The sequence below is a fragment of the Brachybacterium sp. GCM10030252 genome, from assembly GCF_042666535.1.
GTDB lineage: Bacteria > Actinomycetota > Actinomycetes > Actinomycetales > Dermabacteraceae > Brachybacterium.
The window spans coordinates 229180-254567 of record NZ_JBHTDM010000009.1 but is presented as its reverse complement, the minus strand read 5'-3'; the positions used below and the strand labels follow the sequence as shown (position 1 = coordinate 254567).

20 protein-coding genes, 1 pseudogene and 1 riboswitch are annotated in these 25388 nt (G+C 68.3%); of the genes and pseudogenes, 13 read left to right on the top strand and 8 right to left on the bottom strand.

What is annotated here, in order from left to right; translation table 11 throughout:
• Positions 1–4 precede the first annotated feature (4 nt).
• Positions 5–493 carry a DUF2306 domain-containing protein gene (locus ACFQRJ_RS09790; RefSeq protein WP_377018844.1) on the bottom strand — a complete coding sequence of 163 codons (489 nt, stop codon included), beginning with the start codon at positions 491–493 and terminating at the stop codon, positions 5–7.
• 107 nt (positions 494–600) lie between these two features.
• Between ACFQRJ_RS09790 and ACFQRJ_RS09785 the strand changes: the two genes are divergently transcribed.
• The gene (locus tag ACFQRJ_RS09785; protein WP_377018843.1) at positions 601–1230 is read left to right on the top strand and encodes a MerR family transcriptional regulator; all 630 of its coding nucleotides are present in this window, start codon (positions 601–603) and stop codon (positions 1228–1230) included.
• A gap of 181 nt (positions 1231–1411) precedes the next feature.
• On the opposite strand, the gene ACFQRJ_RS09780 is transcribed toward ACFQRJ_RS09785, so the two are convergent.
• Positions 1412–2206, bottom strand: coding sequence for a type II toxin-antitoxin system HicA family toxin (locus ACFQRJ_RS09780; protein WP_377018842.1), 795 nt, complete (start codon positions 2204–2206; stop codon positions 1412–1414).
• 137 nt (positions 2207–2343) lie between these two features.
• Here ACFQRJ_RS09780 and ACFQRJ_RS09775 point away from each other — a divergent pair, with 137 nt between their 5' ends.
• The 3 genes from ACFQRJ_RS09775 (at position 2344) to ACFQRJ_RS09765 (ending at position 6229) form a co-directional block, all read left to right on the top strand.
• Entirely contained in the window at positions 2344–2886 is a 543-nt protein-coding gene (locus ACFQRJ_RS09775; RefSeq protein WP_377018840.1) for a hypothetical protein, read from the top strand.
• Positions 2887–2894: 8 nt separating this feature from the next.
• Positions 2895–5474 carry an ATP-dependent helicase HrpB gene (gene hrpB, locus ACFQRJ_RS09770; protein WP_377018838.1) on the top strand — a complete coding sequence of 860 codons (2580 nt, stop codon included), beginning with the start codon at positions 2895–2897 and terminating at the stop codon, positions 5472–5474.
• Between the two features lie 137 nt (positions 5475–5611).
• The gene (locus tag ACFQRJ_RS09765; protein WP_377018837.1) at positions 5612–6229 is read left to right on the top strand and encodes a flavodoxin family protein; all 618 of its coding nucleotides are present in this window, start codon (positions 5612–5614) and stop codon (positions 6227–6229) included.
• 33 nt (positions 6230–6262) lie between these two features.
• On the opposite strand, the gene ACFQRJ_RS09760 is transcribed toward ACFQRJ_RS09765, so the two are convergent.
• Entirely contained in the window at positions 6263–6916 is a 654-nt protein-coding gene (locus ACFQRJ_RS09760; protein WP_377018836.1) for a GPP34 family phosphoprotein, read from the bottom strand.
• A 103-nt stretch (positions 6917–7019) separates the two neighbouring features.
• Between ACFQRJ_RS09760 and ACFQRJ_RS09755 the strand changes: the two genes are divergently transcribed.
• Positions 7020–7499 (top strand): DUF3817 domain-containing protein, encoded by a 480-nt coding sequence (locus tag ACFQRJ_RS09755; RefSeq protein WP_377018835.1) that lies wholly within the window; start codon positions 7020–7022, stop codon positions 7497–7499.
• A gap of 27 nt (positions 7500–7526) precedes the next feature.
• Here ACFQRJ_RS09755 and ACFQRJ_RS09750 read toward each other — a convergent pair whose 3' ends face one another.
• Positions 7527–8531: a hypothetical protein gene (locus ACFQRJ_RS09750; RefSeq protein WP_377018834.1), complete on the bottom strand. Its 1005-nt coding sequence runs from the start codon at positions 8529–8531 to the stop codon at positions 7527–7529.
• A 29-nt stretch (positions 8532–8560) separates the two neighbouring features.
• Positions 8561–8676, bottom strand: a riboswitch (SAM riboswitch).
• A gap of 61 nt (positions 8677–8737) precedes the next feature.
• Here ACFQRJ_RS09750 and rlmC point away from each other — a divergent pair.
• Genes rlmC through ACFQRJ_RS09735 form a run of 3 tightly spaced genes read left to right on the top strand, consistent with a single transcriptional unit; the run spans position 8738 to position 11568 of the window.
• Positions 8738–9907, top strand: a complete 1170-nt coding sequence (gene rlmC, locus ACFQRJ_RS09745; protein ID WP_377018833.1) for a 23S rRNA (uracil(747)-C(5))-methyltransferase RlmC — start codon at positions 8738–8740, stop codon at positions 9905–9907.
• 39 nt (positions 9908–9946) lie between these two features.
• Positions 9947–10585, top strand: coding sequence for an SRPBCC domain-containing protein (locus tag ACFQRJ_RS09740; RefSeq protein WP_377018832.1), 639 nt, complete (start codon positions 9947–9949; stop codon positions 10583–10585).
• Entirely contained in the window at positions 10582–11568 is a 987-nt protein-coding gene (locus ACFQRJ_RS09735; protein ID WP_377018831.1) for an asparaginase, read from the top strand. Before ACFQRJ_RS09740 ends, ACFQRJ_RS09735 begins: the two co-directional genes overlap by 4 nt.
• A 200-nt stretch (positions 11569–11768) precedes the next feature.
• On the opposite strand, the gene ACFQRJ_RS09730 is transcribed toward ACFQRJ_RS09735, so the two are convergent.
• On the bottom strand, positions 11769–12203 hold the full coding sequence (locus ACFQRJ_RS09730) for a very short patch repair endonuclease (protein ID WP_377018830.1): 435 nt from the start codon (positions 12201–12203) through the stop codon (positions 11769–11771).
• Between the two features lie 194 nt (positions 12204–12397).
• Here ACFQRJ_RS09730 and ACFQRJ_RS09725 point away from each other — a divergent pair, with 194 nt between their 5' ends.
• Positions 12398–13600 (top strand): DNA cytosine methyltransferase, encoded by a 1203-nt coding sequence (locus ACFQRJ_RS09725; RefSeq protein WP_377018829.1) that lies wholly within the window; start codon positions 12398–12400, stop codon positions 13598–13600.
• Between the two features lie 35 nt (positions 13601–13635).
• Here the strand turns inward: ACFQRJ_RS09725 and ACFQRJ_RS09720 are convergent, their stop codons facing one another.
• On the bottom strand, positions 13636–15228 hold the full coding sequence (locus ACFQRJ_RS09720; RefSeq protein ID WP_377018828.1) for a restriction endonuclease FokI C-terminal domain-containing protein: 1593 nt from the start codon (positions 15226–15228) through the stop codon (positions 13636–13638).
• Between the two features lie 490 nt (positions 15229–15718).
• Here ACFQRJ_RS09720 and ACFQRJ_RS09715 point away from each other — a divergent pair, with 490 nt between their 5' ends.
• The 4 genes from ACFQRJ_RS09715 to ACFQRJ_RS09700 are packed head-to-tail and all read left to right on the top strand — an operon-like array spanning position 15719 to position 22950.
• On the top strand, positions 15719–17170 hold the full coding sequence (locus ACFQRJ_RS09715) for an ATP-binding protein (protein WP_377018827.1): 1452 nt from the start codon (positions 15719–15721) through the stop codon (positions 17168–17170).
• The gene (locus ACFQRJ_RS09710) at positions 17167–19899 is read left to right on the top strand and encodes a Z1 domain-containing protein (RefSeq protein ID WP_377018826.1); all 2733 of its coding nucleotides are present in this window, start codon (positions 17167–17169) and stop codon (positions 19897–19899) included. The genes ACFQRJ_RS09715 and ACFQRJ_RS09710 overlap by 4 nt, the downstream gene beginning before the upstream one ends.
• A complete protein-coding gene (locus ACFQRJ_RS09705; RefSeq protein ID WP_377018825.1) occupies positions 19896–20840 on the top strand; it encodes a PD-(D/E)XK motif protein in 945 nt (314 codons plus the stop codon). The genes ACFQRJ_RS09710 and ACFQRJ_RS09705 overlap by 4 nt, the downstream gene beginning before the upstream one ends.
• A gap of 13 nt (positions 20841–20853) precedes the next feature.
• A complete protein-coding gene (locus ACFQRJ_RS09700; RefSeq protein ID WP_377018824.1) occupies positions 20854–22950 on the top strand; it encodes an AIPR family protein in 2097 nt (698 codons plus the stop codon).
• 487 nt (positions 22951–23437) lie between these two features.
• Here the strand turns inward: ACFQRJ_RS09700 and ACFQRJ_RS09695 are convergent, their stop codons facing one another.
• Together ACFQRJ_RS09695 and ACFQRJ_RS09690 are read right to left on the bottom strand one after the other, a co-directional pair.
• The gene (locus ACFQRJ_RS09695; RefSeq protein WP_377018823.1) at positions 23438–24766 is read right to left on the bottom strand and encodes an alkaline phosphatase family protein; all 1329 of its coding nucleotides are present in this window, start codon (positions 24764–24766) and stop codon (positions 23438–23440) included.
• Positions 24767–24890: 124 nt separating this feature from the next.
• A pseudogene (locus ACFQRJ_RS09690) lies at positions 24891–25243 on the bottom strand (VOC family protein).
• Between the last annotated feature and the right edge of the window lie 145 nt (positions 25244–25388).

The window sequence follows — 25388 nt, the reverse complement described above, 5'->3', positions numbered from 1 at the left end:
GAGGTCAGGCTGCGGTGACCTTCGGGCGCGGCGTCGGCTTCGCCGGCGCACTGCGGATCGTCAGCGCCGCGAACAGGGCGACCGCCGCGGCGACCGCGAGCACCGTCGCGGCGACCACGAGCGGTTCGCTGCGCAGCAGCTGCGGGATCAGCCGGCTGGGCACCAGGGCCGCGAAGGCGAACGCGCCGAGGGTGCCCAGGTAGGAGCCGACCATGAACCCGCGGTGGGTGGGAACGTTGTGCAGGCGGATCGCGCCGATCGCCAGCACCAGGCAGATGAGCGTCCAGATCGACAGCCCGTGCAGCCACGAGAAGCCGTCGTCCATGATGCCGAAGCTCGAGACGCACACGACCACCATCGCGACCACCCAGGACGTGCCGAGCATGCGGTGGGCCCGGTCGCGGCGCCGCCGCAGGATCTGCAGCGGGCCGAGCAGGAGCACGTACAGGGCGGCGACGGCGTGCACGGCGATGACCGGGGTGAGAGTGTCCACGACGCTCACGATAGTGTGGCTATCCAACGCGGCGCCATCAAGATAGTCGGCGCTGTTCCCACTATCCATAGGCGGGCAGAGGAATGTTCCTGCAGGAGCTCGCGGCCGTGAGCGGCTGCAGCGCGGCGTCGATCAAGTACTACCGGCGCGAGGGCCTGCTGCCCGCCGGCGAGCGCGTGACCGCCACCCGGCAGGAGTACGGCCCCCGCCACCTCGAGCGTCTGCAGCTGATCCAGGTGCTCCGCGAGGTGGCCGATGCGCCCATCGCCCGCATCCGCCGGCTGACCGCGATGCTCGATGACCCCGACCGCCCGCTGCTCGATGCCCTCGAGGAGGCCCAGGCGATCGCGCTCGGCGCCGCCCCGGAGGCGCTGGAGGCGGCGTCGCAGCGTCCCGAGCACCCGTCGGTGGCCGTCGTGCTGGAGCGTCTGGGCTGGCCGGATGTCGATTCGATCCCCCGGCGCGCCCTGGACGATCTGCTGCGCACCCTGGAGGGATGGGAGATGCCGACCGACGTGGATCTGCTGATGCGCTACGCCGAGCCGATGGCGCAGATCGCGCGGGAGGACGTGATCTCCATGCGCGGCGCGGAGGACGGCGAGGACGCCCCCTCCCACGACGTGGTGGTGCTGCGTGTGGTGGCCGGCACGATCGGCTTCGATCGGCTGGTCCGGCTGCTGCGCGCCCTCGGTCACGTCTCCCTGAGTGTGCAGGCCAGCGCCCCTCCCAGGGAATGAACAGCGCTGTTGCAGTGCATTTTCCAGGAGGGCGTGTGTACTCGTTCCCAACGCGTCACCGGAGGAACCCGCTGACTGAGGAGGAGGCGGATTCCGCTCGTCCGGGACGCGGGGGAAAGGGATGGCCCCGGCCCGTGGGGACGGGCCGGGGCACTTTCTTCTCGGGGATCCCTGCAGAGTCCTAGCGCCGCAGGTCGATCCCGAACACGCGCCGGATCTGGGCCACGGCGTGCCGCGTGAAGCGGCGGTCCGACGGGGTCGAGGCGAAGGGGACGAACAGGCCCGGATGATCCGGATGGCTCACCCGCCCGTGCCCCGCGCCGGGCGTGACCACGAATCCGGCCGCTTCCATCCGCCGCAGCAGCTCCCGCCGCGTCGTGGGGTGGCGCGTGCCCTTGCCGCCGCGCGCGCCGGGACCGGCGGCCTCCTCGGCGATGTCCAGGGCCGGCTCGTAGTCCTCGGGCCGCACTGAGAGCGCGTACCGGGCGCTGAACACGCCGATCACGGCGTTGTCGGCGCGCCGCACCTGGACCACCAGGTCCCCGCGCAGGAAGTGGTCGCTGGTGCCGGCGTCGGCCGTCCAGGCGTCCTCGGGGTCGGCGACCACGTGGACGATGCGTTCCGTGGTGATGTCCCGGATGCCGACGCTGCGGATGTCCTCCTCCGCGATCCGCAGCGGGCGCGGCAGCGGCCGCGGGTCCTCGGCCCGGAGGGTGTGGACGGCGTCCGGTGGCGGCGGAGGGGCCTGGCGGGGCGGCTCGATGGTCCGGGGCCTGCGGCGGGGCTCGGGGGCCCGGCGCGGTGCAGGGTCGCGACTAGGCTCGGGGTCGCGGCGACCGGTGGCGGTGTAGTCGACGGGCCGCACCGTGCGGGCGGGGTCCTTCAGCCCGCGCAGCGCCTTCGGGGTCGGCGGTTTCGGAGTCGGCGGTTTCGGAGTCGGCGGCGTCGGGCGCGGCGGCCTCTTCTTCTGGCCCATGTCCGCTGTCCTCCTCTCCGGTGACCGTGTCGGGCGCCTGCCCCGGTCGGCGCTTCCCACCCCCAGATGGTGGCATGCGCTGGGCGGTCCAGTAGCGTGGGCGCCGTCAGCCAGGATCGCTCCCCGGAGGTGCACGCGTGCCCACCAGCGCCACGTCGTCCCGTTCGTCCCGCGCCCGTCTCGCCGGGGCTCTGCTCGCCTTCTCGCTGTTCGCGGCGGGATGCAGCGGTGGGGAGAGCCCGGCACCCGAGGATCCTCCGGCGGCGTCCGACGACGGCGGCTCCGCCTCCGATGGCGGTTCGGCGTCCGACGGCGGCTCCGCGGCCTCCGACCGCGGCGGGCAGACGGAAGCCGCCATCCCCGTCGAGGCCTACCCCGTCACCCCGGCCCCCGACGGCTTCGAACCGCCCGCGGCCTGCAACGGCGAGGGCACCTACCTCGCAGAGGTCGGCACCGCCGCCACGCCCGAGCTGCCCGAGCGGGCCGGTGAATCCGTGACCATCGAGCTCACCGCGATCGAGGGGGACGACGCCCAGCTCACCGCGGCCGTCGGCGACGGAGAGCCGCGACCCGTCGAGGACATCACCCTCGGCGAGACCGTCACGATCGACCTGTGGACGATCGCGGTGACCAGCGTCTGCAGCGACACGGAGCAGGTCGAGTTCGACCTCATCGACTGACCGCCCACGTGACGCCCTCCCCGCACCGCTTCGACCTCCAGAGCATCGGCGCCGGCCTCCCGGTCACCGGGGCCCGGGACCAGCTCGAGGCGGCCGCACGCACCGGGGCGATGGTCGTCACCGCCCCGCCGGGCACCGGCAAGACGACGCTGGTCCCGCCGCTGGTGGCGAACCTGTCCGGCGGCCTCACCCTGGTCACCCAGCCGCGGCGGGTCGCCGTGCGCGCCGCGGCCCGGCGGATCGCGTCGCTGGACGGCAGCGCACCGGGCGGACCCGTCGGCTTCACCGTGCGCGGCCAGCGGCAGGTGGGCGAGGCGACCCGGCTGGAGCTGCTGACCCCGGGGGTGCTGCTGCGGCGCCTGCTGGCCGAGCCCGAGCTGCCCGGGGTCGCCGCCGTCGTGCTCGACGAGGTCCACGAGCGCTCCCTGGAGACCGACCTGCTGCTGGGCATGCTCTCCGAGGCCCGGCAGCTGCGGGAGGATCTGCTGGTCGGCGCGATGTCCGCGACGCTCGACGCGCAGGCGGTGGCCGGGGTGCTCGACGGCGCCGCCGTGGTCGATGTCCCCAGCGCCCTGCACCCGCTCAGCGTGGAGTACGCCCCCTCCCCTGCGCCGCGGCTGGACGCGCGCGGCGTCACCCGCGATTACCTCGATCATCTGGCCCGCACGGCTGTGAGGGCCCAGGCCGGTTCCGGGGCCGACGCGCTGGTGTTCGTCCCGGGCGCCCGCGAGGTCGACGAGCTGGTCTCGCGGCTCGAGGGGCTCATCGGCCGCGACGGCGGGGACGAGGTCGAGGTGCTGGCGCTGCACGGGCGGCTGCCGGCCGCCGCGCAGGACCGCGCCACCGGTGGCCGGCGCCCCGGCGAGCCGCCCCGGATCGTGGTCTCCACCTCGATCGCGGAGAGCTCCCTGACCGTGCCGGGGGTCCACCTGGTGGTCGATGCGGGCCTCTCGCGCGAGGTGCGCCGGGACCGGGGCCGGGACATGACGGGCCTGGTCACCGTCAGCGCCTCCCGCGCAGCCGCCGATCAGCGGGCCGGCCGCGCCGCCCGGCTCGGACCGGGACGCGCCGTGCGGGTCTTCGCCGAGTCGGACCTGGCCGGGATGCCCGCCCAGTCCCCGCCGGAGATCACCAGCACCGACCTCACCGACGCCGCCCTGTGGCTGGCCTGCTGGGGCACCCCGCGCGGCGAGGGCCTGCCGCTGCTGACTCCCCCGCCGCCCGCCGAGATCGCCGCCGCGGAGTCGACGCTGCACGCTCTCGGCCTGGTCGAGGACGACGGCCGCCCCACGGCACGGGGCCGACGGGTGGCGCGGCTGCCGATCGGGGTGCGCGAGGCGCGGGCACTGCTCGACGGGGCTCGTGCGCTGCCCGGGCGGGACGCCGCCCGGCAGGCTGCCGAGATCGTCGCCGCGGTCTCCGACGACCACCGTCCCGTCGGCGCGGACCTCCCCCGTCTGCTGCAGGAGCTGCGCTCCGGCCGCGCGCCCGGCGCCGATCGCTGGGCGCGGGAACGGGACCGGCTGGCCCGGGTCGCCCGCGAGGCGCGCACCCCTGCGGCCGACGGCGAGCCGGTGCCCTCGTTCACGGGCGTCTCCCCCGCTGAGCAGGCCGGCGCAGTGCTGGCCCTCGCCCGTCCCGAGCGCCTCGCCCGCCGGATCACGGAAGGCTCTCGCTCGTACCTGCTGGCCTCCGGCACCCGCGCCGCACTGCCCGAGGGCAGCGGCTTGCTGGGAAGCGACTGGCTGGCGGTGTGGGAGGTCCAGCGGGCCGACGGTCGCGCGGCCGACGGGACCGGGGCCGTGATCCGCACCGCCGCCCCGCTGACCGAGGAGGATGCCCTCGCCGCCGGAGCGGACCTGCTGGTCATCGAGCGCTCCGCGACCCTCGACTCCGGCAGCGTCCGGGCCCGCCGGCGCCGCCGGCTGGGCGCGATCGAGCTGGCCTCCACCCCGGTGACGGCTACGGCTGAGGACACCGTCCCCGCTGTCCTGGACCACGTGCGCTCCAGAGGCCTGGAGGCGCTGGAGGCGTCGGAGTCCGCGGGGCGGCTGCGGGCGCGGCTGGCGCTGGTGCGCCGCGAGCTGGGCGATCCGTGGCCCGCCATGGACGAGGAATCACTGCTGGCCGGCCTGGAGACGTGGCTCGCGCCGCAGGTCTCCGCGCGCACCACCAGGCTCTCCGCTATCGATGTCACCAGCGGCCTGCGGCTGCTGCTGCCGTGGCCGGAGGCCTCCGAGCTCGATGACCTGGCCCCCGAGCGCCTCGCCGTCCCGTCGGGCTCGACCGCCCGGATCGAGTACCCGCCGCCCGAGGCCGAGGACGGCCGTCCCGTGGTCGCGGTGAAGCTGCAGGAACTGTTCGGGCTGGCCGAGACCCCCCGCCTGGTGCGCGGGCGGGTGCCGGTGCTGTTCCATCTGCTCTCCCCGGCGCGCCGCCCGCTCGCGATCACCGATGACCTGCGCTCCTTCTGGGACGGCCCCTACCGGGAGGTGCGCAAGGAGATGCGCGGGCGCTACCCCAAGCATCCGTGGCCCGAGGATCCGTGGGAGGCCCCGGCCACGGCGCGCACCACGCGGCGCCGGTGAGTCCCGACCGACCGACCGATCGGCGCAGCGGACGCGCTCCTGAGCGGGTGCGTAGAGTCCCGGTGTCCGGTGGAGAACACCGGGGACCGACGACCGCCCGCCTCTCGCGAGGCGCACGAGATGAGGAGGGTGCACGCATGAACAGGACACTGGAAGCGATCGCGCTGGTCTGCACGCTGAAGCCGTCCCCGAGCGATTCCAGCAGCGACGTGATGGCCAAGCATGTGCTCGACGAGCTCGGCACCCATGGCGTCACGGGGGACGCCGTGCGCGTGGTCGACTACGACGTCCGTCCCGGCGTCCAGGCCGACATGGGTGAGGGCGATCAGTGGCCGCAGATCCTCGAGCGCATCAAGGCCGCCGACATCCTGGTGCTCTCGACCCCGACGTGGCTGGGCCACATGTCCAGCGTCGCCCAGCGGGTGCTCGAACGGCTCGACGCGGAGCTGTCCGACCTCGACGAGCAGCAGCGGCCGCGGATGTTCTCGAAGGTGGCCGTGACCGCCGTGGTGGGCAACGAGGACGGGGCCCACAAGATCATCGCCGATACGTTCCAGGCCCTGAACGACATCGGCTTCACCATCCCCGCCCAGGGCGGGACGTACTGGAACGGCGAGGCCATGACCCCGGGCGACTACAAGGACCTCGAGAAGGTCCCCGATGCGGTCGCCTCGACCAACAGCACGCTGGCCGCCAACGCGGCCCACCTCGCCCAGCTGCTCAGCGAGAGGCAGTACCCCGGCAGCCGGTCGTGACGCGAGCCCGCGTCGCGGCCCGCCCGAGGCGTCTCAGGTGATCACCGTCGTGGTCGCCGCGGTGGTCGCGATCATCACGGCGGTCATGTCGTCCATGGCGCGCTTCACCGCTCGCGCCGCCGGGTGATCGACCGCCAGGCCCTGGATCGCGCGATCGAGGTCGCGACGGGACATGCCCGCGACGTCGTCCTTCAGGATGCGGTGGGCGATGCCCAGGGCGCGCAGCAGCTCGAGCAGGCTCGCGTCCTGCAGGCTGGCCTTCGAGGGGTCGGCCACGGCGGCGCCGAGCCGGGCGCGCAGTCCGGTCTCGAGGGTCTCGTCGTGCGCGGGCCAGGTGGTGGTGAACCAGCCGTCCTTGCGTCGCAGCGCGCCGGCGGCGACGAGCCCTTCGCCGGTGACCTCGGTGAGGTCCATCCACCGGTGCGAGATGACCGATCGCAGCCGGCCGGGTGCCAGCTCGGTGAGGGCGCCGAGGGCCTGGTCGATGACCGGGATCCCCGTGGAGCTGGTGTCCGTGACCTGCACACGCGGCTGCTTCTCCTCGCTGAGCTGGACCCTCTCGCGCAGCATCAGCTCGGCGACCGCCGCGGCGGCCACAGCCTCCTTCCGCGATGAGGTCGCCTCCTGGCGGCCGGCGTCATCGGTGAGCAGGAGGAACAGTTCTCCGGGGATGGTGGTGGTCGTCATGGCCCCAGCCTCGCGGGCGTCGCCGCGGTGACGGATCCGCCGAAAGTCGACGGCCGTGCCCGCCTTCGGCGGAGGCTCAGCACCGCCTGGCACCATGTCGGCCATGACCGCCACGACCTCCGCAGCCCCGTCCGTCCTCAGCCCGTCGCGGCTGTTCCGCATCGTCGCCGTCGCCGAAGCGGTGACGTGGGCCCTGCTGCTGGCGGGGATGTTCCTGAAGTACGTCGTGCGCAGCACGGAGCTGCTGGTGAGCATCGGCGGTGGCCTGCACGGCTTCGTCTTCCTCGCCTTCCTGCTGACCCTGGTGCTGGTCGCGGTCGATCAGCGCTGGCGGGTGGGGCAGGTCGTGCTCGGTGTCGTCTCGGCCATCATCCCCTTTGCCACCGTGCCCTTCGAGCTGTGGGCGGAGCGGCGCGGGCTCCTGGGGACCACGTGGCGCCTGCGCCAGGAGCCCGGCCGGTCCGCGCCGACGAAGCTCATCTCGCTCGCCCTGCGCCGGCCGCTGCCGGCCGCCGTGATCGCGATCGCCGTGGTGGCGGTCGTGTTCGTCGTGCTGCTGATCGTGGGCCCGCCCGTCGGCTGAGCCGCCCGACGGACGACGGCCGGCGCTCTATCGCAGCGGATCGATCCGCACCTCCTCGCCGCTGCGCAGGTGGAGCCGGTCGATGAACGGGACCGGCGTCCGCAGCGCCAGGCGCGGCAGCTGGGGCTGATCCGGCTCGGGCGGCAGCGCCTCACCGAAGCAGACCCCGCACTCCTGCACGGCCAGCGCCTGGGACCGCCGCGCCTCCCAGCTCACCTGGGCGCGCTGCGCGGCCTCGATCCACGGGCCGCCGTGGGGCCGGCACGGCTCGGCGTCATCGGTGCCCCGCAGCGGGCACCGGGGAGGCCTCGCCGTGACCAGCACGTCGATCGCCTCCAGGTGCGGCACCCGCGGATCGGCCCCGGTGGGTATGACGTCCAGGCCCGCCGGCCCGAGGCGGATCACGGCGGCCTGGCCGTGCTCGCGCGCCACGTTCAGCGCGACCTCGAGCGCCTGATCGGGGTGGGCGGCCAGCAGGTCCTCGCGGGCGGCGACGGCCGGTTCGAACCATTCCCGGCCCGATCCCACGAGAGCGCCGTGCCCGGCCATGGTTCCGCGGACGCGCAGCGCCGCGGCGACTGACGGGACGCGATACCACCAGTGCTCCCGAGAGCTGCGCGCCGGCTTCTTGACCCCGGGCTCGCGACCGGGCACGCCCGGGCGGAGCTCGCCAGGCGACGTGCATCCGCTGAGATCTGCCACGATCATCCCCTCGCTCTGCTGGGTGGGCAGCACCGGGCCGAGCGCCGGGACCACGAGCCAGGTGTGCTCGAGCTCGAGCGGTGGCCGGGCTCGCAGCGTGGCGCGGACCTCCCCGGGATCCGGCGGGGTGGTCGGCTCGCGGCGGCGGAAGCCCTCGTCGGGCTCGGCCCGGGGTTCAGGGTCGGGGTCGTGGAACAGGCGCGGATCCGCGCAGGCGGTGATCGCGCCGACGCCGGGCAGGACCAGCTCGATCTGCTGGTCGCGCCAGGTCGCGGCGATGTCCGCGGGCTCATCCTGCGGGTGCGGGCGGTGGGAGCGGTGAGTGTCCATGCCGTTGCCTTCCGAGTCCGGCCCTGGCGGGCCTGCTTGCCGGAGGTGCGGGCGCACTCCGGCCGGGTCTTCCTCGACGGGCACCGGGTTCGGTTCCGGTTGCCGCGCGGCCTCTGCCGAGGAAGTCCGGCCGCGTCTCCTGACCTGCCCGTGAGGCTAGTCGCGGGGCCGGACAGTCCAGAGTCCCCGCCTCGTAGACTTCTGCGGTGCGGTGCCATCATTTCGACTCCGGCGAGTGCCGTTCGTGCACTCTGCTGGACCTCCCCCGCCCTCGGCAGATCGCCGAGGGCCGCGCGCGCGTCGAGGCCCTGCTGGCCCCGTATCTCGCATCGGGCGCCGAGTGGGGCGAGCCGATCGTCGGCCCCGAGGCCGGGTTCCGGGCGCGCGGGAAGATGGCCGTGGGCGGCACGGCCCAGGACCCGGTCCTCTCCCTGCCCCGCGCGGCCGGTGGCGCCCCGGGCGCCGACCTCTGCGACTGCCCGCTGTATCCCGACGGGGTCGAGGAGGTGCTGGAGGGGGTCAAGGCGCTGATCCGTCGGGCGCAGGTGCCGCCGTACGATGTGGCCCGACGCCGCGGCGAGATCAAGAACGTCCTGATCACCGCCTCCCCCGACGGCGAGCACCTGCTGCGCCTGGTGCTGCGCTCCGAACAGGCGCTGGGGCGGATCCGTGAGCACCTGCCGCGGCTGCTGGCGGCGCACCCGTCGATCGTCGCGGTCAGTGCGAACATCCATCCCGAGCACACCACGCGCGTCGAGGGCGAGCAGGAGATCTATCTCGCCGGGGCGTCCTCGATCGCCGTGCGCACCGGGGACGTCACGCTGCATGCGGCCCCGCAGTCCTTCCTGCAGACCAACACGGAGGTCGCCGGGCAGCTGTACCGCCAGGGCGGCGCCTGGATCACCGAGATCGCCGCCGAGCACGATGCGGCCCCGCGGATCTGGGACCTGTACTGCGGGCTCGGCGGCTTCGCGCTGCACGCCGCCCGCGCCGTGCCCCATGCCCGCGTCACCGGCGTCGAGGCCTCCGCGCAGGCCATCGACGGGGCCCGGGCGGCGGCGGAGAGCGCAGAGCTGCCGGTCACCTTCCTCGCCGACGACGCCACCGCCTGGGCCCGGCGCGAGGCCGAGGGTCCCGCCGGCCCGCCCGACGTGGTCATCGTGAACCCGCCCCGCCGCGGCATCGGCCCCGACCTCGCCGCCTGGCTGGAGGCATCCGGCGTGCGCGACGTCGTCTACTCCAGCTGCAATCCCGCCACCCTGGCCACCGACCTCTCCGCGATGAGTTCGCTGGGCATCGTCGCCGGGCGCTGGGTGGACATGTTCCCCCACACCGAGCACGCCGAGGTCATCGTGCGCCTGCGACGCACCACCTGACAGAGTGGACCTCGACGTCCCCCCGACGAAGGAGCCCCCATGGCCACCCCCACCCCCGAGAGCCAGCTGACCGAGGTCACCCGCACGGTGATCCCCGCCCCGCACGGGCACGTCATCTCCCTCGCGCAGGACCTCCCCGCGCCGCCCGCCGAGGTGTGGGCCGCCCTCACCAGCGCCGATCGCCTCGCCCTCTGGTTCGGCCGGGCCGACGGGGAGCTGCAGGACGGTGGCCGCTTCGAGCTGCCGGACATGGAGACCCAGGGCACCGTCCTCAGCGCCGAGGAGCCCCACCGGCTCAAGCTGACCTGGGAGTTCGGCGGCTCCACGAGCGAGATGGAGCTGCTGATCTCCGAGGCCGAGAGCGGCGGCTCCCGCTTCGAGCTGCGGCACACGGTCCCCGTCGATGCGCACTGGGGCACCTTCGGACCCGCCGCCACGGGCTGCGGCTGGGACGGCGCGCTCTACGCCCTCGCCCTGCACCTCGAGAACCCCTTAACCGATCTGCTCTCGGAGCTGGGCGGCTTCGCCGCCTCCGACGAGGGCGCGGACTTCACCCGAGCCACGGCCGACGCGTGGGCCGCCGCGCACGTCGCCTCCGGCGCGGACCGCAAGCCCGCCCGCAAGGCCGCCGTGCGCACCGCCGCGTTCTACCTGGGTGAGGAGCCGGACCTGTCGTGAACTCGGTGAGCCTGCTGTCGCTCGGCGGCACCATCTTCATGTCGCAGGATGCGGCCGGGCTGGGCGCCGCCCCGGACGGGACCGCGGGAGCGTCGCTGGCGCCGTCGGTCATCGACAGCGTAGCCGTCACCCATCGCGAGATCACGAACGTCGGCTCCCCGTCGGTGCGCCCCGAGCACCTGCGCGACGTGCTCCGAAACGCCCGTGAGGCCATCGAACAGGGCGCGACCGGCGTGGTGGTCAGCCACGGCACCGACACCCTCGAGGAATCCGCGTTCCTGCTGAACCTCTACTGGGACCGGGACGCGCCGCTCGTGCTGACCGGCGCCATGCGACCCAGCAACGCCCCGGGGGCCGACGGGCCGGCGAACATCCGCGACGCCGTGCGCACCGCGGTTGCCCCGTCCGCACGAGGACTCGGGGTTCTGGCCGTCTTCGATGCCTCCGTGCACCTCGCCGACCAGGTCACCAAGACGTCCTCCCGCTCGATCGACGCCTTCAGCTCGGAGCCCTCGGGCCCGGTGGCGCTCGTGGGTGAGCACGACGTGCGCCTGCTGTACCGACCGCTGGAGCGACCGGCCGCGCGGGATGGGCAGCTGCCGGCCAAGCTGCCGAACGTGCCGATCCTGATGGGCGGCGTCGGGGAGGACCTCACGCTGCTGGACGGACTGCCTGCGGGAACGCTCGACGGGCTCGTCGTCGCCGGCGTCGGGATGGGCCACGTCGCGGCCGACGCGGTGCCGCGCCTGGCGGCACTGGTCGAGGCCGGCACGCCCGTCGTGGTCGCGACCCGTATACCCAGTGGCGGCACCTCGGATCGCCACTACGACTACCCCGGCAGCGAGAAGGACCTGATCTCGCGCGGAGTGGTCATGGCCGGGGCGCTGTCACCGCAGAAGGCACGGTTGCTGCTGCAGGTTCTGATCACGACCGGAGCGATCGCGAAGCGCATTCGCGAAGCGTTCGCCGGATACGCGTACTGACTTCACGGTGGGCTCGAGGCGTGGAAACAACAGGCCGATAAGCAACCGGGCGAAGGGCGCTGGCAGGGTGAGGTAGCCGAGCCGGCTGAAGGGACGGTGGTTGGTCTCTGAATCAGGCGGGTTTGATGCCGTGCCGTTCGAGCCCGGGAACATTCTCACGGCTCGGCACGTGTTACCGCTCGACTCGATGACTACCTGGTTCACTTCCGCTGGCGCCGGACTTCAGCAGCAACGTCCCCGGCAATCACAGCGGCTCCCTCATGCTCCCAGTACCGAAGCACGGTCCATCCAAGCGCGCGCAGAGCATCTGTCGTCTCTTCGTCTCGCGTCCTGTTCCTCTCGATCTTGGGGAGCCAGTACTCGGAGTTGGACTTTGGCGGTGAGTAGTGCGTTGGGCACCCGTGCCAAAAGCAGCCGTCGATGTAGACCGCTATCCTCAACTTGGGGAACACGATGTCTGCACGTCGACGGCGCTGAGCCGGGTCCGGGGCGTAGTCGACGCGGTACCGCAGGCCGGCCTTGTGCAGATGGCGACGCACTGCTATCTCAATCGTCGTGTCACGGCGCCGATTGGCTAGCATGGTCCGGCGTGCCTGCTCGCTTGTTGGGCGCGGGTGCACGGGCGAACCAGCCATGGCATCCACCGTACGCCCAGAGCATCTTTCGAAGTTCGGCGCGCGCAGTCACCGAGTATCGCCTGCGTCACGGCGACGGTACGTTGACTTGTCTGACGTGCACGTTAAGCTGCTGTGCACACGGCGTCCGGGATCCCAGTGGCCCCGCGAGGGCATCGGGGACCTGGACCAACGGAGTAGAGGGAATGACATAGATGACTACCATCGCGGACGATCGCGCCGAGCAGCGTGAACTGAACATCGCAGCCGCGGCGGCCTTGGAGGCCGCCAACACCGAGGTGGAAGCCAACGCGTCCCCCGGCAAGCACGTTGCAGATGACGCAGGACGGACGGTGTTCCGGCTCGGTGAACTGTTCTCCGGCCCTGGAGGCATCGGCATGGGGGCAAAGCTTGCCGGCATCGGTGATACGAACTTCAAGATCGTCCACCAATGGGCCAACGACGTCGATGCGGACACTTGCCGCACCTACGGACTGAACATAGCTGGCGATATCAACTCGCCCTCTGTTATTCATGGGGACATTCGCACGCTTGACTATGAAAAGCTCGCCGAAGCGGGTGACATCGATGGACTCGCTTTCGGATTTCCCTGCAATGATTTCTCTGTCGTCGGCGAGCGGAAGGGGTTCGACGGCGAGTACGGACCTCTCTACACCTACGGCATCAAAGCACTTCAGAAATTCCGGCCAATGTGGTTCCTTGCGGAAAATGTAGGCGGCCTCACCTCAAATAAGGGCGGCGCTGCACTGAAGCAGATCCTTATCGACATGCGCAGTGCAGGGTACCGTCTTGTGCCCCACCTCTATCGCTTCGAGAAATACGGCATCCCCCAGGCGCGTCATCGGATCATCATCGTCGGCATCCGGGACGACCTCGACGTGACGTTCAAGGTGCCGAGTCCCGAGCCATACGCAAGCGTCGACGTGAGCACGCGCACGGCGCTGACGGTGCCCCCGATCCCTGAAGACGCTCCTAACCAGGAGCGCACTCACCAGTCAGCACGCGTCATCGAGCGCTTGAACCTGATCGGAGCCGGGGAATCCGCGTTCACCGCAGATCTTCCCGAGCACCTCCAGATCAAGACCGCAACCAAGATCTCCCAGATATACAAGCGGCTCCACCCGTCCAAGCCGTCCTACACGATCACCGGCTCGGGCGGCGGGGGGACGCACGTCTACCACTGGGTGGAGCCCCGTGCGCTGACCAACCGCGAGCGGGCTCGGCTACAAACGTTCCCTGACACCTTCGCGTTCCAAGGATCCAAGGAGTCGGTGCGGAAGCAGGTCGGGATGGCAGTGCCAGTTCGAGGAGCTCAAATCATCTTCGAGGCCATCCTGCGGAGCTTTGCTGGCGAGTCGTACGAGTCCGTGGACCCCTCGTTCCCAATCATCGACTAGCCCGGACGAGCAACGCGGGAATACATGGCCCCCTCTTAGCGGAACGCACCCTCGGAGATCTCCTCCAAGTCCGAAATATCGACGGGACGATTCCCGCTGAAGATTGCCCTTATCTCTTCGTGACTGTATGGCTTGTCTCGGTGCCTCCGCACCATCCGGATAATATCCCGGGCCGTGATTGCGCAGCCGTCCACCCCGTTTTCTTCCGCAACGACCCTCAGCTGCGACTCGACGCTTGATTTGTACTCGGAAACGACATACGCGAAAAAGGCGAGAGGGTTTGAATCGAGCGCATAATCATCGAAGTTTGCGATGTAGTCGCGCATCCTATTTCGTTGAGACACCCCCAGCGAGTACCCCTTTTTGTACGCCTTCGAGTCGAGTATCGCCCCGTACCCTGCTTCCCGTGAGCTGATCACGACGTCGGGCCTTTCGCTGTAGGCCCCGATATGCTTCGCTTCAAATCCGAAGACATCCCGGAAGATAGACGTAGTAGCCTTCTCGAAGTCTGTAGCCTTCTCACGCGATTCAAAGGCCATCTGCGCGTAAGAGTTCATGAAGCCGTCGACGGCACCGCTCGGATACTTCTTCGCCAGGACCCAGTCCACTCTTGCAGCAGGCGCACCTGTACCCTCCGAGATCTCTTGAACGACCTCAGGACTGACCGCCTCGATGAGCCGGGTAGCCGCCAATGCCTGGAAGGCGATTTCAATACTTCGGTGCTCCAGCGACGTTGCGGTGACCGATTGCGCGTCAGTCAAGCTCCGAGTGTCCTTAGCCTGGCCAGGCTTCAGTCCGTATCGCCGCTGAAACTTCTCTTCATTGTCCCAGTCTTTAATCAATGGGGTGCCCAAGGCTTGCTCGATGAGGCGGTCGACCTCTTCTTCGGCCCCCGAAACGACCTCCCACGTACCATCGATTCGGGTGATGAGCTGGGTGTAGCCGAGCCAATTGCCGGCAGTGTTGGCGATATCGGCGAGATTTCCGAATAGCTGATCTAGGGACGATTCGTTGGAACGGGTGGATCGGAATCTATCTAGAAAGTCGGAGTCCAAGGACTCATCCCCGGTGCGGCGGTACGAGAGGATGCGATCTGCAACGTCATCCACTGCGGCCTGTGAGTTCGACGTGCCGTAACAGACGGCGAGCTTGGCAACCTCGTCCTTTTCTACGAGTCGACCTTCGAGACGCGGATCTCGAAGCAATTGGAGCAGGAAAATGAAAGGACGAACCTTGAAGTTCTCGCTGACCGCGGAAGCACCTTTCGACGTGAATGCCGACGGAAACTGACAGGTCAGTACCTGCTTGGTGAGAATTGGCAAAGGCGCCTCGCCCTCCACCAGCCCCTGCCCAGCCCAGGTCAGATGCATGGTGTCGCCTCGCATGAAGATCAGGCCTAGAGACTTCAACCAAGCGCGGTAGGTTCGCGCTCCGCCGGCACCTTGATCTCGTCGATCGCCAACACGCTTCAAGCCGGCGCTCTCGAGCATGGCCTCCACGGCAAGGCCGGTCTCTGTTCGACCCGCCCCCCAGTTCATTCCTCCCGCGCCCTTCGTCAAGGCGGTGAGGACCAGCGGAACTGGGGCAAGTGAACGCTTCGGCCGGGTCAGCCACCATGTGTAATGCATGACACTATGTTGCCACGGTGTCGAGCCTAGTTAGCGCACCAGGCGCTCGATCTGCAGCGCGCGACGTCTCCGCGTGCGCGAGTACTGCTCTAACGGTTGATCAAGATATGCAACTTCCTCGCACCGAACGCGTTGTAGTTAGGGACATGCACCTGGGAGGTCTCCGCCTTCCACTCATCGTCCCGCTAATGGCGCTTCAGGGTGGGGGCTGCCGGCGGGCCTAGCACGTGCCCGGAGCGACCTAGACCCCTGCAACACGCTGGGTCCAGCGGATCGGCTCGATTCCGAACTCGTCCTAACTCCTTCAGCTCGAGCCCGGGCCGATTCACACCGCCGCGCAGGCCGTCGCGGGCCCTCGATGAGAGTTTTCAGCTAGGATTACACGCGAAGCGTGTGTCAATTCGATGCGGTCACGTCGATGTGGTGGACGCCCTTCTTTTGTCGGTGGGTCTGAGTAGCGTCATGCCCATGAGCGAGACAGGAAACACGCATGTGGGATGAGCAGTTGGTTCCCGGCGTCGAGTTGCTCGAGTCGATGCGATCCGTCGGGTACTCCTTCAAGGCGGCAGTCGCAGACATCGTCGACAACAGCATCGCCGCGGGAGCGCAACGCATTGATGTCTTCGCTGACACGATAGATGGTTCCTACGTCTGCTTCTTCGACGACGGCTCCGGGATGGACGCCAGGGAGGCTCGCGATGCGCTCAAGCTCGCCGGCACGAGGCACGTGGAGCGCGGAGCAACAGACCTGGGCAGGTTTGGTCTCGGCCTGAAGACGGCTTCCCTCTCTCAGGGGCGGCGGCTCACCGTGTTGACGAAGCGCGAAGGGGAGCTGACCGGACTCCAGTGGGACCTCGACTTCGTTCTCCGCACGGGAAGCTGGGCGATCCGCGTGCTCGAGGACACGGATATCGACGCGGCGCCTCGGAGCGAACTCATCCGGCTCGCGGATCACGGGACGCTGGTCATATGGGAGTCCCTGGATTACTTCCTCGCCGCGGCGCACGATGTCTCGGGATGGATGAGCTCACGCCTCGGGGAGTTGCGCGGCCACCTGGGGCTCGTGTTCCAGCGGTTCCTTGAAGGTCGCGATCCCCTCTGGCTCAGTGTGAACGGCATCAAGGTGAATCCGATCGATCCCTTTCTCGAGGACAACCGACGCACTCAGGTGTCGCCTGTCGAGAACGTGACGATCGAGGGGCACCCGGTGATCGTCGAGTCCTTCACCCTGCCGCACCCCAGCAACCTCAGCGCCAAGGAGAGGAAGCGTGAGGACCTCGGCGCGCGAATGCGCGAGCACCAGGGGTTCTACGTCTACCGAAATCGACGCCTCGTCAGCGCAGGGGGCTGGCTTGGACTCGCGAAGCAGGACGAGCTGAGCAAGCAGACCCGCGTGCGAGTCGACATTCCGCCCGAGCTCGATCACCACTGGCAACTGGACATCAAGAAGTCCCGCGTCGAGCCGCCTCAGGCATTTCGACAGCGGTTCCGGCAGATCATCGACCAGGTCAAGGTCAAGAGCGCCCGCGTGCACACCTTCCGGGGTCGATCGGCCGCGCGCGCGGACTTCACCTTCTACTGGAAGGTGATCGAGGACCGTGACGGGTTTCGCTACGCCGTGAACTCCGACCACCCATCGGTACGGGCCGTTCGTTCGGCGCTGCCGGGAGGTGGCGTCGAAAAGTTTGACAATCTCCTCGCGGACCTCGCGACGTGCTTTCCGGCCGCAGACGTCTACGCCCGCATGGCGGACAACCAGCAACGAGGAGTGCCCCACCTCGCCGACACCGCGATCGTCGCCCGGTTGCGGGCCCTTCGCGATGGAGGAGCGATCGATGCCGACCCCGCACGAATATCGGAGGCGCTCGGCAAGATAGAGCCGTTCAACACCGTAGAGAACCTGAGCGACCTCGTGACCGAGGTGTGGAAGGAAGCCCGATGAGACTCAGCCCCGATGCCGCGAGGCTCCGCGACACGCTCGCGATCCAGATCCGTCACGATCCTGGGCACGTGATCGAGCTCACTAGATTGCAGGAGCTCGCCGCGACGTTCGGGCCGTTGGTGGCATCCGACCTCACGTCGGCTGAGGTCGACGACGTGCTTGATCTGCTGATGGAGCAGTACAACGTCGTGATGGAGGACGGCTACGGCGTCGTGGACAAGACGACGTTCACGCCGTGGCTCGCGGATCGGAAGCCGGTGGTCGACCTCCCTCGATCCACGGCATACGCCGAGCTGCTGGTGCAACGCGGATGGTCAGGAGCAGTGATCGATGCGCTCGACCGCCAGACGGATCGCATCATGGACCTCACGGGGGACCCGACCAGGACGGGTGAGTGGACGCGACGTGGCATCGCCATCGGCGAGGTGCAGTCTGGAAAGACTGCAACCTACATCAGTCTGCTGGCGAAGGCGATCGACTACGGCTTCAAGGTCATCATCGTCATCGGCGGCCACACCGAGGATCTCCGACGCCAGACGCAGAGGCGAATCGACTCGGATCTGACCGGGATCGACTCCTCTTATCTCGCCGACAACATCGCGAGCAATGACGTCGCACACGTCGGGATCGGAAAGATCAACAAGCACCTTCCGCTGTCGATCAACGTGCTCACGACGACACAGTCCGACTTCAGTGCGCGGAGCAAGCGAGCCGGTCAGGTCGCACTCGGAGCTGGAACACCGACCCTCTTCGTCGTGAAGAAGAACAAGACAGTTCTCAACAATCTGGCGCAGTACCTGAGTGCCGCCATGCCGACAGGCGGAGACCAGCCCCCGTTGCTCGTCATCGACGACGAGGCAGACTGGGCGTCTATCAACACGAACGACGAGACGAACGTGACCGCCGTCAATGCGGCGATTCGGAAGCTCCTCCAACAGTCGACGCGCAACAGCTATGTGGGTATCACCGCAACCCCCTTCGCGAACATCTTCATCAACGACGAGATCGAAGAGGACCTCTTCCCCCGCGACTTCATACAGGTGCTGGAAAGCCCTTCGAACTACCAGGGGGTCAACGCGTACTTCGGGGGCGAGGCACACCCAGCCCTGGTCGAGGACGTCGACGACACCCTTGCGGTGCTGCCCTACGCTCACAAGGCGACCGCGCTGATCAAAGAGTTGCCCGAATCAGTGCGCCGGGCGGTCGCGGCGTTCTACATCGGCACGGCAATTCGCCGAGTCCGCGACGGCGACGCCAGCCCCGCGTCGATGCTCATCAATGTGAGCCGGTTCAAAGCAGTCCAAGCACAGGTCTTCCAGCGCGTGCAGGATTGGATTCGCGAGTTATCCGCAGCGATCACGTCTGAGTTCGGTATGCCCGAGGGCAGCCGGATGAGTGAGCGAACCCAGCTCCTCAAAGACGTCTACAACGAGCTCTACCCTGACATCGACGTCACATGGATGAGCGTCCGCACCGAGCTGATCGGCGTGGCCGATGAGCTACGAGCGCAACTCATCAACGGCGACACCAAGGCTGAACGCGACAGTTGGCTGACGCAGACTCCCCGCCGGGTGAAGGAAGCGGACGCCCTCATCCCGACCGTGTACGTCGGCGGCGACGTGCTCGCTCGCGGGCTGACGCTCGACGGCCTCCAGGTGAGCTACTACGCACGTCGGGCGGCGGCCGCCGACACATTGCTTCAGATGGGCCGATGGTTCGGATACCGCCGCGGCTACGAGGATCTTGTCCGCCTCTGGATCGATCCGGCAACGGCCGAACTCTTCCGGTGGACCGCCGAGCTCTCGCAGGAGCTCCGCGACTCTCTCGCCGAGATGGAGGCGAAGGAGCTCACGCCGAAACAGTTCGGGCTTCGCATGCGGCGGCACCCCGAGGGGTTCCTGATAGCGAGCGCTCGAAAGATGCAGCACGCCGAAGACTTCGAAGGGGTTGTCTCCCTCAACCGCAGATCTTGGGAATCACACAGCCTCCCGAAAAGCGAAGATGAGAGACGCAGGAACCTCGAAGCGGTCGCCGCGCTCTATAAAGCGCTGGGCGAGCCACCGCAGGGCGGTAGGTCCGAGCTCAAAGTATGGCGAGGCGTCGAAGGTGACGTGGTCGCGGACTTCCTTACGACGTTCAAGGTCCATCGATCCGATCCCACGCTCGGTTCCGTTCCGGGGCAGCTGAGCCCCCTCCTGGCCCAGTTCTCGGACATCAAGGGCAGTGAGCACTGGGATATCGCGTTCATGGAAGGCACAGGCCCCGACGCGGAGGTGCCGGGGCTGCCGTCTGTTGCGACCAGTCGTCGCAACACCATGTATCTCGAAGGCGACGCGCTCCACTTCAAGAACCGTCGTGTTGCCGCGAGCGGGGACCTCTTCAAGACGGTGCCTGCGGCGGACCGGGAGGGACTTCAGCAGCAGTATCCGGACGGGTACGCAGCCGAGTACCGAGTGCGCAGAAGGATCGCTCGGCCGGTGCTTGTCGTCTATACCGTAATCGGAGAACCCAAGGATGACGCGAAGTTCGAAGCTGGACAGACGCCGTTCACAGCGACACCAAGCGCCCCCGTTGCAGCCATCGTGATCGCTCCCCCGTCTCTCACACCCGAGGAGGAGCTCGAAGAAATCGCGAGTGGCCGTGGTGTGAGGTGGAAGATCAACCGCGTCTTCGCACGCCACGAGCTCGGGATGTTCGATCGCGAGGACCTCACTGAGGAGGAGCAATGACACCTGAGAAGCAGTTCAGGCTCGCGCTGGCTGGGATCAACCTCAAGACCGTGCCACTCCACCACCGTGTGTTGAGCGCATACGCTCTCAACGTGCACGGCCGTCCCGCATTGCTTGTCAAAGTGCCGCAAGATTTCGATCGGGATATCGAAGGAACCCGCGGCATCGAAGTCCGTATTGACCCAGCCGGCTCAGCCAACCGCTTCTTGCGCTTCCAGTCCGAGTCCGAGGGTCTCACGGTCATGTTCGAGGCCATCGTCGACTCGCTCCTCGATGCGAGCAGCGACGCCGAGCGGACGGAAGATGCTCTGGTGCACCTGATCGAGCACTTTGAAGAGCTTCGGGAGATGTTCGCTTCTCGCGGCGGGCGCCTCAAGGGGGAAGAGATCCGCGGACTGTACGCGGAGCTCGCCATGCTATTGGAGCTTCGGGACGCTGGCCTCTCGGCCGACGCCGCGGCGGCCGCGTGGCAGGGGCCATATCGCATCGCCAAGGACTTCGTGCTGTCCCAGTCCCGTTGCGTCGAGGTCAAGTCGATAAGGCGAGTGAATCACCGGGTCAAGATCGCCAGCGTGGATCAGCTCGATCCTCGCGACGACGACCTTCGGCTCGCAGTCCTTCCGGTCGAGAAGTGCGCGCCAGGGGAAGGGCGCGGACTGCTGGACCTTGTTGCGGACGTCGCAGACTGGATGGACTCGGCGCACTCCGCGCGAGAATCGTTCGCGAAGGCACTTGCGGCCCTTGGATTCGACGCAGAAGACCCGTTCTACCAGCGCTATCACTTCGAACAGGGCGACTGGAAATGGTTCTCCGTGCACGGTGACTTCCCGCGCATTCGCCCTGACGACCTGCCCGCTGCCGTGCAGGACGTCACGCACACCCTAGACATCGACGAGCTCAGCGATTTCACCTCGAGCTCGCATTGGGCACAGCCTCACTGAGCAGGAGACAGCGTTGTCCGACTTCTACGACGAGTTCGCGAACTCGATTCACATCCGCGCGGAGGGAAACTCCGCCTTTCGACTTGAGGCATTCGGCTATGAGGTGGCCGATCGCCTCGAGTCCGCCGAGGTGGTTCAGGACCTCACGATCGTGCCGCTCCAGTGCCGTGGTCGAAGTCGATCCGCGCTTCGTATTCTCGGGTACGCAGAGGACACAGCAGACAGCTCGCTCGTCGTCCTATGCTCGGCCTTCTACGATGTGCCAGACGCGACCCTGACGACGGCCGACGCGCGAGTCGCGTTCAAGGCGGGGGTCGGCTTCATCGAGCAGTCTGCCGACGGCTATCTTGGCGAGAACCTCGAGATCAGTTCGAGCGAGGCGGAGCACGCGAAGTACTTCCGCGACATCCTCCGAAGGGACCCGCGCAATTCGCTCGGTAAGGTCGTCAAGTTCAAGTTCATCCTGGTGACTGATGGCACGATGAGCGACCGGATCCGATCCATCGATTCCGACCAGGTGTGTGGGCGGCCGGCATCCTACTCGATCTGGGACCTCCGGCGGTTCGAGGACCTCGCGAAGTCCGAGAGTGGCCAGGACGATTACGACGTCGACATCACGAAGTGGTTGCCCGACGGGCTTCCCTGTCTTCCCGCGGCTTCGGACGAGTCGTCCACGCAGTCGTACCTGGCGGTCATCCCTGGACGACTTCTCGCAGACGTGTTCAATGAGTATGGGAGCCAGTTGCTCGAATCGAACGTCCGCACGTTCCTCAGCGCGCGAGGCAAGGTCAACCGGGGAATTCAGCGAACGCTCGCGAACGAGCCCGAGATGTTCCTCGCGTACAACAACGGGCTGACGACCACGGCCACGGGCGTCGTCGTCAGGGAGACGCCTGAGGGCCCGAGGATCACGTCGCTCCACAACTGGCAGATCGTCAACGGTGGTCAGACTACCGCGTCCCTCGCCCACTTCATTCGGACACAACGTGGCGCCGATGTCGACGAAGTGTCGGTGCCGATGAAGCTCGTCACCGTCGTGCCGGAAGGGGCAACTGATGTCGTCTCATCGATCTCGAGGTACGCGAACAGCCAGAACGCTGTCAGCGAAGCTGACCTGTTCTCGAACAGTCCGTTTCACGTCAGGCTCGAGCAGATCAGCCGGCGTCTGCGCGCGCCGGCCCCCGAAGGCCATCAGGTCCAGTCCAAGTGGTTCTATGAGCGGGCCCGAGGGCAATGGGAGAATCAACGCAACGCCGGACCGCCGTCGCACGCCAAGCGATTCGATCTCGAGTATCCGAAGAAGCAGCGGATTACCAAGACAGACTGGGCCAAGTTCGCGTTCAGCTGGAGCAAGCGGCCGCACGAGGTCAGTCGCGGAGCGCAGAGCAACTTCATGGCCTTCGCAAAGCTCGCGTCCGAGTTGTGGGAGAAGGACGAGAACCAGTTCGGTGACGCCTACTTCCGCGCGGGTGTGGCCAAGGCGATCATTTACAGCGAGACGCGCGCCGCAATCATGGCATCCGAGTGGTACAGCACCGGCTATCTTGCCAATATCGTGACGTACGCCGTTGCTCGGTTCGCGCATGAGCTGGAGAAACGCTATCCGCGGGCGAAGTACGACCTCGAGAAGGTGTGGCGGCAGCAAGGGATCTCGGACGCCAGCCGCGAGTCCCTCGTGTCGATTGCACGCTTGATGGTCGAAGTCCTGACTGACCCGACCCGCCCTCAATCGAACGTCACGCAATGGGCGAAGCAGGAGGAAGCCTGGAAGCGCGCGCAACGGCAGCCTGTCCCCATCGACCCTCGCATCGAGGAGGACCTCATAGGTGCGGCGGAGCACAGCGCGCGGACAGTCGACGCGAAGAGGGAGCGGGCGATCGACACTGGCCTCGAGGTCGTCGCTCGTGTCATGAAAGTCAAGAAGTCGATGTGGGCGGACGTGTTGCACGAGGCACGCGGCGCGGGAGTCCTGAGTCCCACAGATCTCGACATCATCAAGGTCGTGATGAGCGGCGCCGTTCCCTCCGATCGTCAGGCGGCCCGCGCATGGCGAACACTGGAGCGGTGCGTCGACGAAGGGTTCGTTCTCGCCGACGATCTGCCGGAGTGACGTGAACCAGGTTAGGCCTGGCCTCGCGTCGTGGGCGACTCCTGGGCGTCGAGCGAGGGTATACGCCGCACGATGCAGGGCAATTGGCGGCGGGACACCGGGTCAGAACCGGCCGTTCGTCGGCGGCCCCACGTCTTGGGCCTCAGGAACCCGACCCCACGAGCACCGGCTCACAAAGCCAAGCACACTGCCCACAGGGACACGAGACGCGATGGCCGTTGCTGCGCCGCTCTTCCGGCATTCGCTCGGGCTTAGGCTTCTCGATCCAGTGGCGGCGCTTGGTCAGGTGCCAGCCACGACAATCCGGGCACTGATAGACCCGCAACGGCAAGCCTCCGCGCCTCGACGCCAGGATCGCTTTCTTGATCGCCTGCTGCTCGGAGCGATACCGGTTCTTCCCGCATTGCTTGTACATCTCGTCCACCTCCGTGGTGAACGCTATGAGCGACCTCCGACAATTCGGGCCCGACGAGACGGGATCCGGGCTTCAGATCTCGATCGTGCTCGCGCCCTCACGAACCCACTCCGCCAAAATCCCCGACACCATCACCCCATCGGCCTCCGGGAACTCCAGCCCCAGCAGGTGCGCGAACGTCGCCGCCTCGTCGGTCACGCTGCAGCGCGCGAACTTGGTCCCCTCCGCGATGTCCGGCCCGGCCATGGCGAACACGGCCTGGATGTCCTGCTCGGGCAGGTGGCCGTGCTGGCTGATGAGGAACGCGTAGTCCTCGTCGAGGCGGTTGTACAGCGCACGCCCCTCCCACACGTTCTGGAAGTTGGTGCCGCTGGTGCCTTCGAGCACCCCGGCGAAGGGCCCGGAGTAGCCGTAGTCCTCGCCCATCTCGGCCAGCGGGTGGAAGTGCGCGATCGGCATCTCGGGGTCCTGGACCCAGTCCTCGACCAGGGCGAGCACGCGCTCGCGGGTGTCGGCGTCGGCCGCAGGGTTCAGGTGCAGCTGGCCGGTCAGCCCGCAGCCGTGCACCCAGGCGTCCCACTCGGCGACCTCGCCGTCGGCATCGAGGCGGATCAGTCCTTCCTCGACCAGCACCCGGTTGGCGCGGAAGCAGCGCCCCACCTCGACGTGCCCGTGGTCGGAGACGATCGCGACGTTGGTCTCCTCGGCCACGCCGGCCTCCTCCAGAGCGTCGAGGATCTCGCCGATCCACCCGTCGACCCGCTCGAACGCCTCGCGCACCTCGGGCGTGTAGCGCCCGGTGCTGTGGCGGGCGCCGTCGACGTCGACGATATGGGCGAACAGCACGTCGGGCGCCTCGGTGCGGATGATGTCGGCCGTCACGGAGGTGACGAAGCGGCCGAAGCGGTGCTTGGAGTCCCAGCGGATATCGCCGGCGTGGGCATCCACGTACTCCCGGCCCCGCTCGCTGGCGGCCTCCCGCACGAGCGCCTTCGTCTGCTCGAGGCCGGCGACGTCCCAGATCTCCGGCACGGCGATGTCGATCGACGGGGACCAGCCGGTGACCGGCCAGCCCACGCTCGCGCTGGTCAGGCCCGCGCCCTTCGCGAGGTCGAAGATCGTGGGGCAGGCGATGTCGCGGGCGTCCCAGAACCAGTCCGGCCGGCGCACCCCGGGCTGGACCTTCTCGTTGGCATAGATCCCGTGCCCGGCCGCGGTGCGCGCAGTGGTCTGGGCGGTGTGGTTGGGGTAGGTCACCGTCGGGTAGATCGCCTCCGCGCTCCCCCAGCCCCCGGCGAGGATCCGGGCGAAGTTCGGCAGGGTGCAGGCGAAGGGGACGTCGACCACGCTCATGGCGTCGATCGAGAGGACCACGAGGCGGTGGCGGGCGGACGGGGACACGGGCGACTCCTCGGTGCAGCGTGCGTGGTAGCGCTCCCACGCTAGGAGTGCCCGGTCACGGACCGGCGGCGAGGGGATGAACCGCACGAGAACTCATCGTGCGGATCCGTTCATGGCCGGCCCGTCAGGCGCTGCGGATGAAGCAGAACGGGTGCCCGGCCGGGTCGAGGTACACGCGGAAGCTGCCGCTCTCGGAGGGCTGGTGCTCGTGCACGGTGCCGCCGGCGGCGAGCACCTGCGGCTCGGCCTCGTCGATGTCGGGCACGGAGAGATCGAGGTGGAACTGCTGGGGGTGGGCACCGCCGGGCCAGGTGGGCGCTGGTAGTCGTCGATCCGCTGGAAGGCGAGGGTGGCCTCCCCGTCGGGGTTCTCCGGAGTGATGCCGCCGCGCGGCGGGGCGAGGGTCGCCCAGTCGCGATCGGATCCTTCCTCCAGCCGCCAGGTCAGCAGATTCGAGTAGAAGGTGGCCAGCTCCATCGCGTCGGGGCAGTCGAGAATGATCAGGTCGAGCTTCGGGACGATGCGTTCCTGCTCCAGGTTCTCCATGGGGCCACCGTATGAGCCCGGGCGGTGTGGGGGAAGCAACCGCGCCGACGCCACGCTGACGACCTCCCCATCCCAC

What these genes read in the sequence shown, in the direction of transcription:
- ACFQRJ_RS09780 (WP_377018842.1), bottom strand. Translation starts at nt 2,206, where the DNA reads ATGGGCCAGAAGAAGAGGCCGCCGCGCCCGACGCCGCCGACTCCGAAA.
- ACFQRJ_RS09765 (WP_377018837.1), top strand. Translation starts at nt 5,612, where the DNA reads ATGAACAGGACACTGGAAGCGATCGCGCTGGTCTGCACGCTGAAGCCG.
- ACFQRJ_RS09760 (WP_377018836.1), bottom strand. Translation starts at nt 6,916, where the DNA reads ATGACGACCACCACCATCCCCGGAGAACTGTTCCTCCTGCTCACCGAT.
- ACFQRJ_RS09755 (WP_377018835.1), top strand. Translation starts at nt 7,020, where the DNA reads ATGACCGCCACGACCTCCGCAGCCCCGTCCGTCCTCAGCCCGTCGCGG.
- ACFQRJ_RS09750 (WP_377018834.1), bottom strand. Translation starts at nt 8,531, where the DNA reads ATGGACACTCACCGCTCCCACCGCCCGCACCCGCAGGATGAGCCCGCG.
- ACFQRJ_RS09740 (WP_377018832.1), top strand. Translation starts at nt 9,947, where the DNA reads ATGGCCACCCCCACCCCCGAGAGCCAGCTGACCGAGGTCACCCGCACG.
- ACFQRJ_RS09730 (WP_377018830.1), bottom strand. Translation starts at nt 12,203, where the DNA reads ATGGCTGGTTCGCCCGTGCACCCGCGCCCAACAAGCGAGCAGGCACGC.
- ACFQRJ_RS09725 (WP_377018829.1), top strand. Translation starts at nt 12,398, where the DNA reads ATGACTACCATCGCGGACGATCGCGCCGAGCAGCGTGAACTGAACATC.
- ACFQRJ_RS09720 (WP_377018828.1), bottom strand. Translation starts at nt 15,228, where the DNA reads ATGCATTACACATGGTGGCTGACCCGGCCGAAGCGTTCACTTGCCCCA.
- ACFQRJ_RS09715 (WP_377018827.1), top strand. Translation starts at nt 15,719, where the DNA reads ATGTGGGATGAGCAGTTGGTTCCCGGCGTCGAGTTGCTCGAGTCGATG.
- ACFQRJ_RS09710 (WP_377018826.1), top strand. Translation starts at nt 17,167, where the DNA reads ATGAGACTCAGCCCCGATGCCGCGAGGCTCCGCGACACGCTCGCGATC.
- ACFQRJ_RS09705 (WP_377018825.1), top strand. Translation starts at nt 19,896, where the DNA reads ATGACACCTGAGAAGCAGTTCAGGCTCGCGCTGGCTGGGATCAACCTC.